The sequence below is a fragment of the Pseudomonas sp. MM211 genome, assembly GCF_020386635.1.
Lineage (GTDB): Bacteria > Pseudomonadota > Gammaproteobacteria > Pseudomonadales > Pseudomonadaceae > Aquipseudomonas.
Window position 1 is genome coordinate 3,494,296 of sequence record NZ_CP081942.1, and the last position, 13,041, is coordinate 3,507,336.

A 13,041-nucleotide genomic window follows, 5' to 3' on the forward strand; every position below is an offset into this window, starting at 1 on the left:
TCAGGCGCCGCTTGCTATAGTTGCGCGGTTCTCAAGCAGCTGCCGTCGCGGGGGCTCACAAGCCGCTTTTAGATACTGAACGTACCCGAGCGCCCAGCGCCGTCTGCCGAGGATGACTGCCATGACCGAGTATCAGGCCTTTCGTGTCGAGCTGTTGGACAAGGTCGCCCATGTGGTGATCAATCGTCCTGACAAGATCAACGCCATGAATGCCGCCTTCTGGACGGAAATCATCGAGATCTTCCGCTGGATCGACGAGACCGATGAGGTGCGCGCGGTGGTGCTGTCTGGTGCGGGCAAGCACTTTTCCTCGGGCATCGACCTCAGCCTGCTGGCGCAGCTCGGCACTCAGTTGGGGAAGGATGCGGGTCGTAATGCTCGTACGCTACGCCGCAAGATTCTCGAGCTGCAGGCCTCGTTCAACGCCGTCGATGAATGCAGCAAGCCGGTGCTGGCAGCCATTCAGGGTTATTGCCTGGGTGGCGCGATCGATCTGGTGTCGGCGTGCGACATGCGCTACTGCGCCGAGGATGCCCAGTTCGCCATCAAGGAAATCGATATTGGCATGGCCGCCGATGTCGGCACCTTGCAGCGGCTGCCGCGAATCATTGGTGACGGCATGCTCCGTGAACTCGCCTATACCGGGCGTACGGTCGGCGCCGCCGAGGCGCGGGAAATCGGGCTGGTCAACCGGGTGTTCAGCGATGCCGACACGCTACTTGCGGGGGTCATGGACATTGCACGAGTGATCGCTGCAAAATCGCCGATTGCCGTGAGCGGTACCAAGGAAATGATTCGCTATATGCGCGATCATCGCGTCGACGACGGACTCGAATACGTCGCCACGTGGAATGCCGCCATGTTGCAGTCTGCTGATCTTCGCGTGGCCATGGCGGCCCATATGAGCAAGCAGCACCCGGAGTTCGCCGACTGATGCGGCTTCATATACCTGTGCAGGGGGCACAATAGCGAATGGTTTCTGGAGCATCGTCACTGGGGCTGGTTCGCAACGAACTGTTCGCCACGATCGAAGAGGCCGAAGCGAGCCTCGAACAGTTCATCGTCGAGCGCAATAACGGCAGCTTGCTGCAGCAGGCCGTGGACAATCTGCAACAGGTGCGCGGTACGCTCAACCTGATCGAACTCACCGGTGCCGAGCTGCTCGCCCAGGAAGTGCTCGACCAGGCGACTGACATTCCCGCTGGCGTGGGTTCCGAACGCGACGCCCAGTTGGCGGCGCTGAGCAATGCCCTGCACGTACTGCGTCGATATCTCGAAGGCCTGGACGCGCATCGTCAGGAAATGCCCGAGCTCCTGCTGCCAGCGATCAATGATCTGCGCCAGGCCTGCAAGCAGCCACCACTACCGGAAAGCTTTTTCTTCAGCGTACGCCTCGACCAGGCCCGGCCGCGCATGGTGCCACCGGCGCTGGATGCCGCCGCCAAGGAAAGCGAAGGCCGCCGTCTGCGACAGATGTATCAGGTAGGGCTGCTTGGTTTTATCCGCGAGCAAAATCCTGCCGCCAGCATGAAGTTGATGGGGCGTGCGATGAGCCGCTTGGACGGGTTGTTCGCCAACGAGCCGCGCGGTCGCCTGTGTTGGTTGAGTGCGGCAGCCCTCGAAGCGCAGAACGATGGCCAGCTGTTGCCGCGCAAATCGCGCAAGCAGCTGTTCTCGCGGATCGACCGCGAATTACGACAGATGCTCGTCAACGGTGCCTACGAACCGCCGCGCAGCCTGCTCAAGGAGTTGCTGTATCTGGTCGCGCTGTCCGGTGGCCGAGGTGCGTTGGCAGGTGAGGTGCGCGAGTTGTTTGGCATCACGCCGTTGCCGTTTACCGATCACCTGCTGGAAGAGGAGTATCAGCGACTCTCCGGGCCCGGACAGGCGGTGATGCGTTCGCTCAGCTCGGCCATTCGTGAAGAGCTGGCCAGCGTCAAGGATTTGCTCGATCTGATCGAACGCGGCACTTTGCAGGAGGAGGGTTTGACCAACCTGCATGCATTGCTGGGCAAACTGAGCAAGACGCTGGCCATGGTCGGTCTCAGTTCTGCGGGCAATTCACTGTCAAACCAATTGCCGACGGTTAATGGCTGGTGTGAGGGCGCCCCAGCAGAGCCAGAACAATTAGTCGTTCTGGCTGACGTCGTGCTCTATGTCGAAGGCATGGTAGCAACGCTCGAGCGTGGTGAGCGGGTGAGCGTGCCACGCCCGGAACCCGAGATTTGTACCTTCGCCCAGCATCAGCTTTTCGAAGCGCGGATCGTCGTCTTGGATGAAGCGCGTGCGGGCTTGGCGCTGGCCAAACGCGCGATCACCGCCTACCTCGAGGCGTCTGGTGACCGCATGCACCTGGCCAACGTGCCATTCAGCTTACAGGCGGTTCGTGGCGGCTTGTGGTTTCTTGGCCAGGAACGTGCGGCGGCGTTGGTCGGCGCCTGTGCGGACTACATCCAGACACAGATGCTCGATGCTGAGCAGATGCCAGCCGATGCGCGCCTGGAAGTGCTCGCCGATGCGCTGAGCAGCCTTGAATATTACCTGGAAGCCGATAACGGTTTGGCACAGCCGAGCGTGCTGGATCTGGCTGCGGAGAGCGTGCGCGCCCTGGGTCAAGAGGTGGCGGCCTGATGACCCCGAGCTGGTTGCCCGAGCTGCTGGATTGTGGGCAACCTGGAGGCTGGGTGCTGGCTCACCACCGACAGCATTTTCTGGCCGATACCAATGGCCTGCTGTTTCCCCGTGACTGGTTGAAGAAGCAGGGTCTGCCGGTAATCGCCGAGCATGGCCTCGGGCATTTTCGCGGCGATCCACTCTACCTGCTGGAGCTGGAGCACAAGGCCGAGCTGCCGGGGTGCAGCTGGCAGGGCCTGCGTCAGGTCATGCTCGAAGGTGATGCCGAACTGTTCCAGATGCTTGGCTACGCCGCGCAGATCGGCACCTGGGCCAGTGATAATCGCTTCTGTGGCGGCTGTGCCACTGCCATGGAGCCTGTAATAGGCGAGCGTGCGATGCATTGCCCACGCTGCCTCCTGCGCCAGTACCCACGCTTGTCGCCGAGCATGATCGTGTTGGTCACCCGTGGTGATGAGGTGCTGCTGGCTCGTTCACCGCGCTTCGTCATCGGCGTGTACAGCACCCTGGCCGGTTTCGTCGAGCCTGGCGAGTCGGTGGAGCAGTGCGTCGCGCGGGAAGTGCGCGAAGAGGTGGGCGTGGAAGTCTGTGATATCGAGTATCAAGGCAGCCAGAACTGGCCGTTTCCGCACTCGCTGATGCTAGGCTTCCATGCCCATTATGCCGGTGGTGAGATCGTCAGGCAGGAAGCGGAGATCGAAGACGCGCAGTGGTTTTCGGTACATGAGCTACCGCCATTGCCGGCGTCCCGATCCATCGCTCGTTACCTGATCGACCTGTATGTGGCGCGCCGCTTAGGCCGCGCCGAACCAGTGCTGCCAGACTAGCCGCGTAGTCAGGCCCAACACCACCAGAATGAACACCGGGCGGATGAACTTCGAGCCACCGCCAATCGCTGTGCGCGCGCCGAGAAAGGCGCCGCCCATCAGCGAAAAGCCCATGCACAGCCCCACCAACCAAGCCACCTGACCCGCCGCGATGAACACTACCAGTGCGCAGGCATTGCTGATGAAGTTCATCGAGCGTGCCACGCCACTGGCGCGCACCAGATCGAGCGGATACATCAGTAGCGTGCTGACCGTCCAGAAAGCGCCTGTACCGGGATCAGCCACGCCGTCGTAGAAACCCAGGGTCAGGCTCTGCGGCCACTGGCGTTTTTTGGCGATCGGCAGGTCGGCATCCAGCGGTGCGCTGGGCGTCTTGCCGAACAGCAGATAGATGCCGCAGGCGAATACCACCACCGGCAGCATCTTATTGATCCACTCCGCAGGTATCCAGTGCACCAGTACGGCACCGGCAATGGCGCCGATGGCGGTGCCGATCATCGCGTTGCGCCACTTGGCCGGGGTGAACAACTTGCGCCGATAGAAGGCGTAGCCCGCGGTACCCGAGCCAAAGGTTGCGCAGAGTTTGCTGGTGCCCAGCACCAGGTGCGGCGGCATACCGGTGGTGAGCAGGGCGGGAATGGTCAGCAGCCCGCCACCCCCGGCAATGGCGTCGATAAACCCGGCGATGAAGGCAACCAGGGCGAGCAGTAGCAACGTCGTGGGATCGACGGCCATTTCGAACGGGAAGGACATAAAAGGCGACCTGTATCCGATTGTGCGGTGTCAGCGCTATTCGCATGCGAATGCGCTGCGCATAATGCCGACATTTTCACGCACAAGGAATTGATTCCATGCAGTACAACGGTCTTGCCTGGGCAACAGCCCTACTGGCGCTGCTGGTGGTCTTCGTCGCAGTTCGTATCCTGTTTGGCGGGCGTTGGTTTCTGGCCTGGCTGCGCGGCACCTGCGGCCTGGTCTTTCTGGCTGTCGCGGTGCTGGTCGGGCTGGTGGCCTATGACCTCAGTCGTTACGACCCCTGGCCGGCGGACAAGCCGCTGCTGACTCTGAGCTTCCATCGCGCGGGTAACGTTTACCAGGTCGATATCACCGAGGGCGGTGCCCAGCGCAGCGTCAACCTTGAAGGCGACCTGTGGCAACTGGATGCGCGCCTGCTGCAATGGAAGGGCTTGGCAGCTTTGATTGGATTGGAGCCGGGCTATCGGTTGGAGAAGCTCAACAGCCGCTTCCTGGCCATCGAGCAACAGAGCCAGGCTCGCTACACCCAGGTGGAACTGACCCAAAGCCTGTATGACGTCGACCTGTGGCGCTGGCTGCGTGTGGGGCAGCACGACCTGTTCATGTTCGATGCCCAGGCCCGCCGCGTGACCTATCTACCGATGGCTGACGGGGCGGTGTTCAACATCAGCCTGACGCCTACCGGGTTGCTCGCCCAGCCAATGAACCAGGCCGCCCACCAAGCGCTGCAGGACTGGCAGTAAGGCGCCCAGCTTCAGGACAGGAAGCCACCGTCGACATTCAGCGACACGCCGGTGGTGTAACTCGACGCGTCGCTGGCCAGGTAGAGCACCGCGCCGGCCATTTCACTCGGGTCGGCCACGCGCTTGAGCGGAATACGCTGCAGGGCGAAGTTGAGGATCGCCTCGTTCTTGGTCAGCGCCGAGGCGAAGCGGGTATCGGTGAGGCCCGGGAGCAGGGCATTGCAACGGATGCCGAATTGCGCGCATTCCTTGGCGAACACCTTGGTCATACTGATTACTGCCGCCTTGGTCACCGAATAGATGCCCTGGAACTCACCCGGCGATACGCCGTTGATCGACGCCACGTTGATGATGCTGCCACCACCGCCTTCCTTCATCAGCTTGCCGCCTTCGATGGACATGAAGTAGTAGCCGCGGATATTCACGTCGACGGTCTTCTGGAAGGCGCCGAGATCGGTATCCAACACGTTGCAGAACTGCGGGTTGGTGGCGGCGTTGTTGACCAGGATGTCGAGGCGGCCGAAGCGCTCGCGGATTTGCGCGAATACCGCCTGGATCTGCTCCATTTCGCCAATGTGACAAGCCATCGCCACCGCCTTGCCACCTTTGGCAATGATGGCATCCGCCACCGTCTGACAGTCGTCCAGCTTGCGGCTGGCGACGATCACCTGGGCGCCTTGCTGGGCCAGCAGATGGGCGATCGCTTCACCGATCCCGCGGCTGGCACCGGATACGAAGGCAATCTTGCCATCGAGGTCGAACAACTGGGTCTTGGACATATGAGCCTCTCTGAATGGGTGACGTCAAAGTGACGAGCGCGCGATGACCCCAAGGGCCATCTGTTCCAGCAATGCGTTCATCTGCACGAAGGAGGCGAAGCGCTTGTCGGCGGTCTGACCGTGGTAGTAGCGGTAATAGATCTGCTGGACGATTCCGGCGAGGCGGAACAGGCCATAAATGTAATAGAAGTCGAAGCACTCGATCTCGATGCCGGAACGTTGCGCGTAGTAGTCGACGAAGGCCTGGCGAGTGAGCATGCCGGGAGCATTGCTCGGCTGGCGGCGCATCATCTGCACGGCAGGTGGATCATCCGCCTCGATCCAGTAGGCCAGGGTATTGCCCAGATCCATCAGCGGGTCGCCCAGTGTGGTGAGCTCCCAGTCGAGCACGCCGATGATGCGCATGGGATCCTGCGGATCGAGGATCACATTGTCGAAGCGGTAGTCGTTGTGGACGATTGCCGGTTGCAGGTGGTCGGCCGGCATCTTCTCCTGCAGCCAGTTCCTGACCTCCTGCCAGAGCGGGGCGTCGGGTGTGCGGGCGTTATCGTAGCGCTCGCTCCAGCCGCTGATCTGCCGCGCCACATAGCCGTCCGGCTTGCCAAGATCGGCCAGGCCGCAGGCGGCGTAATCGACCTGATGGAGTTCCACCAGGCGATCGATGAAGCTCTCGCACAGCGTGGTGGTCTGCGCAGGCGTGAACTGCAGTTCGGCAGGCAGATCGGCACGCAGGATGATGCCCTCGACGCGCTCCATCACGTAGAACTCTGCGCCGATGACAGCCTGGTCGGTGCAGTGCACGAAGGCCTGCGGGCAATAGGGGAAGGCGTCGCGCAACTGGTTGAGGATGCGGAATTCGCGGCCCATGTCATGGGCAGATTTCGCCTTGCTGCCAAACGGCGGGCGACGCAGCACCAACTCCTGATCGGCATAGCGCAGCAGGTAGGTGAGGTTCGAGGCCCCGCCCGGAAACTGGCTGATCTGCGGCTCGCCGCTCAGGCCGGCGATATGCGCCTTGAGGTAGGCATCGATGGCCGTGGCGTCGAGTTCCTCGCCCTGGCGGATGGCGCTGGATCGGTCGGTGAGTGTCATCCCTATCCCTTTTAGTTGTCGTTGGCGGTGATGATCTGGCCAATCTAATCAGCCCAGGGCAGTGCCACAAGCACATCATCCGCTTATCGATATCGCTGTTGGCAGCGGATCAAGGCCGCTGATACGCCGCCGGCAGGCGAAAAAAAACCGGAATCACAAGACTCCGGTTTTGGCTGTCGAACGCTGGTCTCAGACCGGGAACAGTTCGCTCAGCTTGAGGGCCAGCATCATGTCGCCTTCGGCGCGCAGCTTGCCAGCCATGAATGCTTGCATGCCGTCGGTTTCACCGGTGGTGATGCCCTTGAAGGTTTCCTTGTCCATGATCAGCGTGACGTTGGCATCCGGGCTATCACCCTGTTTGACGTCGCAGGTGCCGTCCTTGACGATCAGGTAGTGGTTGTCGGCATCTTCGATATTGAACTGGAAGACCAGGTCCAGGCCTTCGGCGGCGCTGGGGTTGAACTTGGTCTGCATGGTTTGGACGATGTCTGCGACGCTCATGGTGGTTTCCTTTGTTTTCGGGTTGTTCTGCACCCTCACGGGTACGTTGACCGAGGCTCAGCGATAGGTGATGAGCGACGGTGTATTCAACAGCTGCAGATGGGCGTGGCTGTTGAACGAAGCCAGGGTCACCCGCTCGCCCTGAAACTTCAGGCAGCTTAGCGAGGTGTTGACGATTTGCCAGTTCATTGCGAAGGCGCTGGCGACCGGCATACCGGTCAGCAGGTGCAGCAACGCGGTGATGGTGCCGCCGGAGGTGAATACGGCGACTTTCTCTCTGGATGTTGCACTGCCGAGCAGGCGCTGCAAGCCGTCGTCAACCTGGTCGACAAAGGACTGCCAGCTTTGCAGTGTCGGGGCGTCATAGTCTCCGCCGATCCAGGTTTCCAGCAGGCGCACGAACAGGCGCTGAAACTCGGCGCGGTTGTGCGCCGCATTACGCATTATTTCGATGGCTTTCGGTTCTTCGGGCAACAGCGCCGGGAGCAGGGCGCGGATAACGCCTTCGGCGTCGAACTCGTTGAATGCCGGATCAGTTTCCAGCGCAGGGGCCTGCTCCAGTTGTTCGAGTACCAGGCGGCCGGTGTGGGCCTGACGCAACAGGCTGCCGCTGATCGCCCGATCGAGGCACAGCCCGCTTTGCGCCAGGTGGCTGCCTAGCAGACTGGACTGCCGTTCGCCCAGGGCCGAGAGAACGTCGTAATCCTCTGCACCGAACGAAGCCTGGCCATGTCGAATCAGGTAGATGCTGCCCACGTCCGCTGTAACCCGGGAATCTTGAATGTTTGCCGAGGGTAGGAGGGTGGCCGGAGGCTGTCAACGAAAATTCATACGTTTGTTTGAATTCCCGTGTCGTGCATCCGCTGAAAGCCACGAACCTGTCTGGCCGTGCCCAGGTGGCGCCGGTATGCTTGGGCAACGCAAGGCCTCTGCGAGAGGCCATCGATTGGATATAGGGGAAGTGTGTGGAGTTTCTTGCTGATTACGCGGGGTTTCTGGCCAAGACAGTCACGCTGGTGGTGGCTTTCATCGTCGTACTGGTCGCCCTGGTTGCGGTGCGTAGCCGCGGCCGTCGTGGCGGCGGCCAACTGCAGGTGGTCAAACTCAACGATTTCTACAAGGCACTGCGTCAGCGCCTGGAGCAGTCGATCCTGGACAAGGATCAACTCAAGGCCCTGAGCAAGGAGGAAGCCAAGTCGGCCAAGCTGGCCAAGAAGAAGCCGCAGCAGAAGTCCCGGGTTTACGTGTTGGATTTCGATGGCGACATCAAGGCTTCGGCAACCGATGGCCTGCGCCATGAAATCACCGCACTGCTGAGCCTGGCCACGCCTCAGGATGAGGTCGTGCTGCGTCTGGAAAGTGGCGGCGGCATGGTGCACAGCTATGGGCTGGCCTCCTCGCAACTGGCGCGCATCCGTCAGGCCGGCGTTCCGCTGACGGTGTGCATCGACAAGGTCGCGGCCAGCGGCGGCTATATGATGGCCTGCATCGGAGAGAAGATCATTTCCGCGCCGTTCGCCATCCTCGGTTCCATCGGCGTGGTCGCCCAACTGCCGAACGTCAATCGCCTGCTGAAGAAGCACGATATCGACTTCGAGGTGCTGACCGCCGGCGAGTACAAACGCACCCTCACGGTGTTCGGCGAAAACACCGAAAAGGGCCGGGAGAAGTTTCAGGAAGACCTGGAAACCACCCACGAGCTGTTCAAGAATTTCGTGGCCCGCTATCGCCCGCAGCTCGAGATCGACGAAATTGCCACTGGCGAAGTCTGGCTGGGCATGGCTGCACTGGAAAAACAGCTGGTCGATGAACTGAAAACCAGCGACGAGTACCTGGCGGAGCGTGCCCGCGAGGCCGATCTGTTCCAACTGCACTTCGTGCAGAAAAAATCCCTTCAGGAGCGTGTCGGCCTGGCTGCCAGCGTGGCGCTGGATCGCTTCGCACTGACCTGGCTGGGCCGTCTCGGCCAGCAACGCTTCTGGTAACCAGCACCTTCCGCCAAGGCGGATGAGGAGGTTCGGATGACGAGTTTTTTCGCTCTACAGGCAGCCCCTGAGATAGGTGGCACGTTCACTCAGCAAGTGGTCGAACGCGATGTCACCGACTTGCCTGCCGGCGAGCTGCTGATCCGCGTTCAGTATTCTTCTCTCAACTTCAAGGATGCGCTCTCGGCCAGTGGGCAGCGGGGTGTAAGCCGTCACTACCCGCATACCCCTGGCATCGATGCCGCTGGCGTGGTGGAACATTCCAGCGCGGCCGAATTCAACGAGGGCGACGAGGTGATCGTCACCGGCTACGACCTCGGCATGAATACCGCTGGCGGTTTTGGCCAATACATCCGTATTCCGGCCGGCTGGGCGATCAAGCGGCCCCAGGGGCTGTCGCTGCGTGAGGCGATGATTCTCGGTACCGCAGGCCTGACGGCAGCTCTGTGCGTCGACAAGCTCGAGCGTGCCGGGCTTTCTCCGGATGACGGTTCGGTGCTGGTGACTGGCGCCACAGGCGGTGTTGGCAGCATCGCGGTGATGTTACTGAGCAAGCTGGGCTATCAGGTAACGGCGGCGACCGGCAAGGCGCAGGAAAGCGAACTGTTGACCCGCCTCGGTGCCACGCAGGTGATCCCGCGTCTCGAACTGCAGGCCGGTGCCGATCGGCCACTGCTGCGTGAGCAGTGGAGCGGTGCGGTGGATACGGTGGGGGGCGACATCCTTTTCAACGTGCTCAAGGCCACCCAATACGGCGGTAGTGTCGCCTGCTGCGGTTTGACGGCCGGGGTCGAATTCCAGGCCAGCGTGCTGCCGTTCATCCTGCGTGGCGTGAATCTGCTGGGTGTCGACTCAGTCGAGCTGCCGCTGGTGGTCAAGGCGTCGATGTGGGACAAGCTGTCGCTGCAGTGGAAGCTGCCGAACCTCGATGATCTGGTCAGCGAAGTGGGGTTGGCGCAGTTGCCGGAGGCGATCGAGCGAATTCTGCACGGCGGCCAGGTCGGGCGGGTATTGGTCAGGCTGGATTGACGTCGCCGGCTGGCTCAACGAAACGCCCGGTGCTTGCGCCGGGCGTTTTCATTTCAGCTGCCACCACGGCCTGTCTCTCATCGATCCATACCGTTGATCAGGCGAAAAAAAGCCCGGCGGGTGCCGGGCTCAGATGGTGCGAGTATCAGACTTGTGGTGGATTGGTCTCGCGCGATGGATGGCGATGTTGGGCAATGCCGGCGATCAGTTGGTCGATGAGCGACTGATCGGCACTGCTGCCGTCGTAGACCCCCGCAGGGGCTGACTGCAGCGGTACATCGGCCTTTTCCAGCAACTGCGTGCCGGCACCGATGGCGAGAATGCTCTTGCCGTGGCGGAAGCTGTCACGCACGAACTCCAGCGCGCGCCCGTCAGCCTGCAGCGCGGTGCTGGCATCCTGACCATCGGGTACCACCAGCGCATCGAAGAGTGGCGCGGGCTGGTTTTCCAGTGAGCAGTCGGCTTCGATGACGCTGCCATCGGCGGCGGTGAACGGGCCGACCCGTGGGCCAACCAGGCGCACCACCGCGCCTTCGGCCTGCAGAGCGCTAGACACTGCTTGCAGCGAGGTGGCATCGACACCAGCAGCCAGCAGAATCGCTACCTGACGAGTGCGAATGCCGCCATCGCCTGGTCGTGCCAGCAGCGACAGGGCAGGAGAGTCATCAATTTCGGCCGCTATGGGCTGCGGATTGGCCTTTGGCAACGGTTCTGGCAATGGCATGCCGAGACCATCGGCGACGCCTTGTGCCAGCGTCTCCGAAATATTGCGCAGCATCGCCAGGGTACGGTTACGGATGCCGGGCACTGTCACCTTGCTCAATTCGAACCGCAACGCATCGATGATGTGCTGCTGCTCATGGGCTGCCTGGCTATTGAAGAACAGGGTGGCCTGGTTGTAGTGCTCGGCGAACTTCTCCGGCTTGCCACGCACTTCGTCGCCATGAACCGGCTCGGGGAAGGGGACGAAACCCATCTCGCCGTTCTGGAACGGGCAGCCACCGGCCAGTGAGTTTGGCTCGTAGGCGACTCGGCCACGGTGGATGGTCTGGCGATGCATGCCGTCGCGCTGATTGTTGTGAACCGGCACCACCGGGGCGTTGATCGGCAACTCCTGGAAGTTGGCACCACCCAGGCGCGTGATCTGGGTATCCACATAGGAGTGGATGCGCCCGGCCAGCAGCGGGTCGTTACTGAAGTCGATGCCGGGCACCACATGGGCGGTACAGAAGGCCACCTGCTCGGTTTCGGCGAAGAAGTTGTCCGGGTTGCGGTTGAGCACCATGCGGCCAATCGGGCGCACCGGTACCAGCTCCTCGGGAATCAGCTTGGTCGAGTCGAGAATGTCGAAGCTGAAGGATTCCGCCTCGGCTTCGGAGATGACCTGTACGCCCAGCTCCCATTCCGGGTACTCGCCAGCCTCGATGGCTTCCCACAGATCACGGCGGTGGAAGTCCGGGTCGGCACCGGAAATCTTCACGGCCTCGTCCCACACGTGGGAGTGGGTGCCCAGCTTCGGGCTCCAGTGGAATTTGACGAAGTGCGATTCCCCGGCGGCGGTGACGAAGCGGAAGCTGTGCACGCCAAAGCCCTGCATCATCCGGTAGCTGCGCGGGATGCCGCGATCGGACATGACCCACATGATCATGTGCGCCGACTCCGGCATCAGCGAGATAAAATCCCAGAAGGTGTCATGGGCGGAAGCCGCCTGGGGCATACCGTGATGGGGCTCGGGTTTGACCGCGTGAACCAGGTCGGGAAACTTCATGGCGTCCTGAATGAAGAACACCGGGATATTGTTGCCCACCAGATCCCAGTTGCCCTGGTCGGTGTAGAACTTGACCGCGAAACCACGTGCATCACGGGCGGTGTCTTTGGAGCCACGCTCGCCGGCCACGGTGGAGAAACGCACGAAGACCGGGGTCTGCTTGCCTGCTTCGGCGAACAGCGATGCACAGGTCAGATCCTGCAGCGAATCGTAGGTCTCGAAGTAGCCATGGGCTGCCGAACCGCGGGCGTGGACGATGCGCTCCGGAATCCGCTCATGGTCGAAATGGGTGATCTTCTCGCGGAGGATGAAGTCCTTGAGCAGTGCCGGGCCACGCAGCCCTGCCTTAAGCGAGCTCTGGTTATCGGCGATGGGCACACCAAGGTTGGTGGTCATGCCCTGGCCACCGCTGTCGGCCCTGACTCTCGGCAAGTGGCCACTGGCGGCGTTGACACCTTGTTCGGGCGCGTCACCGGTCTTTTCGTTGGTATTGGTTTCGCTGACGGTGCTGGCACCTACGCTGAAGGGGCAGCCAACCGCAGCGCCCTGGCGTGGTTTGCTGGACGCTTCGCCGTATTCGTCGGCCTTATTGGCGTTGTGCGGCATGGCGTCGACGGTTTCGCCGGTGGCGCGTTTCTGTTCGATGACTGCCTTGCCGGTTCCGGCAGGCGGGGCCGCAGTAGCGGCGCTATCGCTTTTCAGATAGGCGCTGTCGGCGGTAGAGGATTTCGGGGTGGAGGTTTTGCGCGAAGCCATTTGCTTTATCCTCATCAGGGCTGCCACGCATCGGTTGTGCGCAGCTAGTTACAGACGAGAGCTACCGAGCGATTTGTAATACTTGCTCTGGCTCGGTGCCCATGACCTTGGTAGGCCTATGGGTATCGAATGACCTGGCGCGTGTTAGGTTCAGGGTAAAGTCCTCAACGG

12 protein-coding genes are annotated in these 13,041 nt (G+C 61.6%); 6 read left to right on the plus strand and 6 right to left on the minus strand.

The features are described from left to right. The first annotated feature begins 121 nt into the window (after nucleotides 1–121). Genes K5Q02_RS16050 through nudC form a run of 3 tightly spaced genes read left to right on the plus strand, consistent with a single transcriptional unit; the run spans nucleotide 122 to nucleotide 3,461 of the window. A complete protein-coding gene (locus tag K5Q02_RS16050; protein WP_225832169.1) occupies nucleotides 122–934 on the plus strand; it encodes a crotonase/enoyl-CoA hydratase family protein in 813 nt (270 codons plus the stop codon). A gap of 38 nt (nucleotides 935–972) precedes the next feature. Beyond that, nucleotides 973–2,631: a ferrous iron transporter B gene (locus K5Q02_RS16055; RefSeq protein ID WP_225832172.1), complete on the plus strand. Its 1,659-nt coding sequence runs from the start codon at nucleotides 973–975 to the stop codon at nucleotides 2,629–2,631. Next, nucleotides 2,631–3,461, plus strand: coding sequence for an NAD(+) diphosphatase (gene nudC, locus K5Q02_RS16060; protein ID WP_225832174.1), 831 nt, complete (start codon nucleotides 2,631–2,633; stop codon nucleotides 3,459–3,461). The genes K5Q02_RS16055 and nudC overlap by 1 nt, the downstream gene beginning before the upstream one ends. Here nudC and K5Q02_RS16065 read toward each other — a convergent pair. Next, nucleotides 3,429–4,214, minus strand: a complete 786-nt coding sequence (locus tag K5Q02_RS16065) for a TSUP family transporter (RefSeq protein ID WP_225832176.1) — start codon at nucleotides 4,212–4,214, stop codon at nucleotides 3,429–3,431. The two genes, nudC and K5Q02_RS16065, sit on opposite strands and share 33 nt — an antisense overlap. Nucleotides 4,215–4,312: 98 nt before the next feature. Between K5Q02_RS16065 and K5Q02_RS16070 the strand changes: the two genes are divergently transcribed. Continuing rightward, complete coding sequence (locus tag K5Q02_RS16070) at nucleotides 4,313–4,960, plus strand: hypothetical protein (protein ID WP_225832178.1); 648 nt, start codon at nucleotides 4,313–4,315, stop codon at nucleotides 4,958–4,960. 11 nt (nucleotides 4,961–4,971) lie between these two features. Here the strand turns inward: K5Q02_RS16070 and K5Q02_RS16075 are convergent, their stop codons facing one another. The 4 genes from K5Q02_RS16075 to K5Q02_RS16090 all read right to left on the minus strand — a co-directional run bounded on the left by K5Q02_RS16075 (nucleotide 4,972) and on the right by K5Q02_RS16090 (nucleotide 8,088). Continuing rightward, nucleotides 4,972–5,739, minus strand: a complete 768-nt coding sequence (locus tag K5Q02_RS16075) for an SDR family oxidoreductase (protein ID WP_225832179.1) — start codon at nucleotides 5,737–5,739, stop codon at nucleotides 4,972–4,974. 24 nt (nucleotides 5,740–5,763) lie between these two features. Then, the gene (locus K5Q02_RS16080) at nucleotides 5,764–6,831 is read right to left on the minus strand and encodes a phosphotransferase family protein (protein WP_225832180.1); all 1,068 of its coding nucleotides are present in this window, start codon (nucleotides 6,829–6,831) and stop codon (nucleotides 5,764–5,766) included. A gap of 189 nt (nucleotides 6,832–7,020) precedes the next feature. After that, nucleotides 7,021–7,332, minus strand: a complete 312-nt coding sequence (locus K5Q02_RS16085) for an SCP2 sterol-binding domain-containing protein (protein WP_225832181.1) — start codon at nucleotides 7,330–7,332, stop codon at nucleotides 7,021–7,023. 57 nt (nucleotides 7,333–7,389) lie between these two features. Further along, a complete protein-coding gene (locus K5Q02_RS16090; protein ID WP_225832182.1) occupies nucleotides 7,390–8,088 on the minus strand; it encodes a histidine phosphatase family protein in 699 nt (232 codons plus the stop codon). A gap of 209 nt (nucleotides 8,089–8,297) precedes the next feature. Here K5Q02_RS16090 and sohB point away from each other — a divergent pair, with 209 nt between their 5' ends. Both sohB and K5Q02_RS16100 read left to right on the plus strand, forming a co-directional pair. Continuing rightward, a complete protein-coding gene (gene sohB / locus K5Q02_RS16095) occupies nucleotides 8,298–9,317 on the plus strand; it encodes a protease SohB (RefSeq protein WP_225832183.1) in 1,020 nt (339 codons plus the stop codon). A gap of 36 nt (nucleotides 9,318–9,353) precedes the next feature. Beyond that, entirely contained in the window at nucleotides 9,354–10,346 is a 993-nt protein-coding gene (locus tag K5Q02_RS16100; RefSeq protein ID WP_225832184.1) for a YhdH/YhfP family quinone oxidoreductase, read from the plus strand. 145 nt (nucleotides 10,347–10,491) lie between these two features. On the opposite strand, the gene K5Q02_RS16105 is transcribed toward K5Q02_RS16100, so the two are convergent. Beyond that, nucleotides 10,492–12,870 (minus strand): catalase, encoded by a 2,379-nt coding sequence (locus tag K5Q02_RS16105; protein ID WP_225832185.1) that lies wholly within the window; start codon nucleotides 12,868–12,870, stop codon nucleotides 10,492–10,494. Nucleotides 12,871–13,041: the final 171 nt, after the last annotated feature.

Excerpts from the sequence above, each read along its gene's own strand:
- K5Q02_RS16055 (WP_225832172.1), top strand. The coding sequence starts at position 973 with ATGGTTTCTGGAGCATCGTCACTGGGGCTGGTTCGCAACGAACTGTTC.
- K5Q02_RS16100 (WP_225832184.1), top strand. The coding sequence starts at position 9,354 with ATGACGAGTTTTTTCGCTCTACAGGCAGCCCCTGAGATAGGTGGCACG.
- K5Q02_RS16105 (WP_225832185.1), bottom strand. The coding sequence starts at position 12,870 with ATGGCTTCGCGCAAAACCTCCACCCCGAAATCCTCTACCGCCGACAGC.
- K5Q02_RS16075 (WP_225832179.1), bottom strand. The coding sequence starts at position 5,739 with ATGTCCAAGACCCAGTTGTTCGACCTCGATGGCAAGATTGCCTTCGTA.
- K5Q02_RS16050 (WP_225832169.1), top strand. The coding sequence starts at position 122 with ATGACCGAGTATCAGGCCTTTCGTGTCGAGCTGTTGGACAAGGTCGCC.
- K5Q02_RS16085 (WP_225832181.1), bottom strand. The coding sequence starts at position 7,332 with ATGAGCGTCGCAGACATCGTCCAAACCATGCAGACCAAGTTCAACCCC.
- K5Q02_RS16080 (WP_225832180.1), bottom strand. The coding sequence starts at position 6,831 with ATGACACTCACCGACCGATCCAGCGCCATCCGCCAGGGCGAGGAACTC.
- K5Q02_RS16070 (WP_225832178.1), top strand. The coding sequence starts at position 4,313 with ATGCAGTACAACGGTCTTGCCTGGGCAACAGCCCTACTGGCGCTGCTG.
- nudC (WP_225832174.1), top strand. The coding sequence starts at position 2,631 with ATGACCCCGAGCTGGTTGCCCGAGCTGCTGGATTGTGGGCAACCTGGA.
- K5Q02_RS16065 (WP_225832176.1), bottom strand. The coding sequence starts at position 4,214 with ATGTCCTTCCCGTTCGAAATGGCCGTCGATCCCACGACGTTGCTACTG.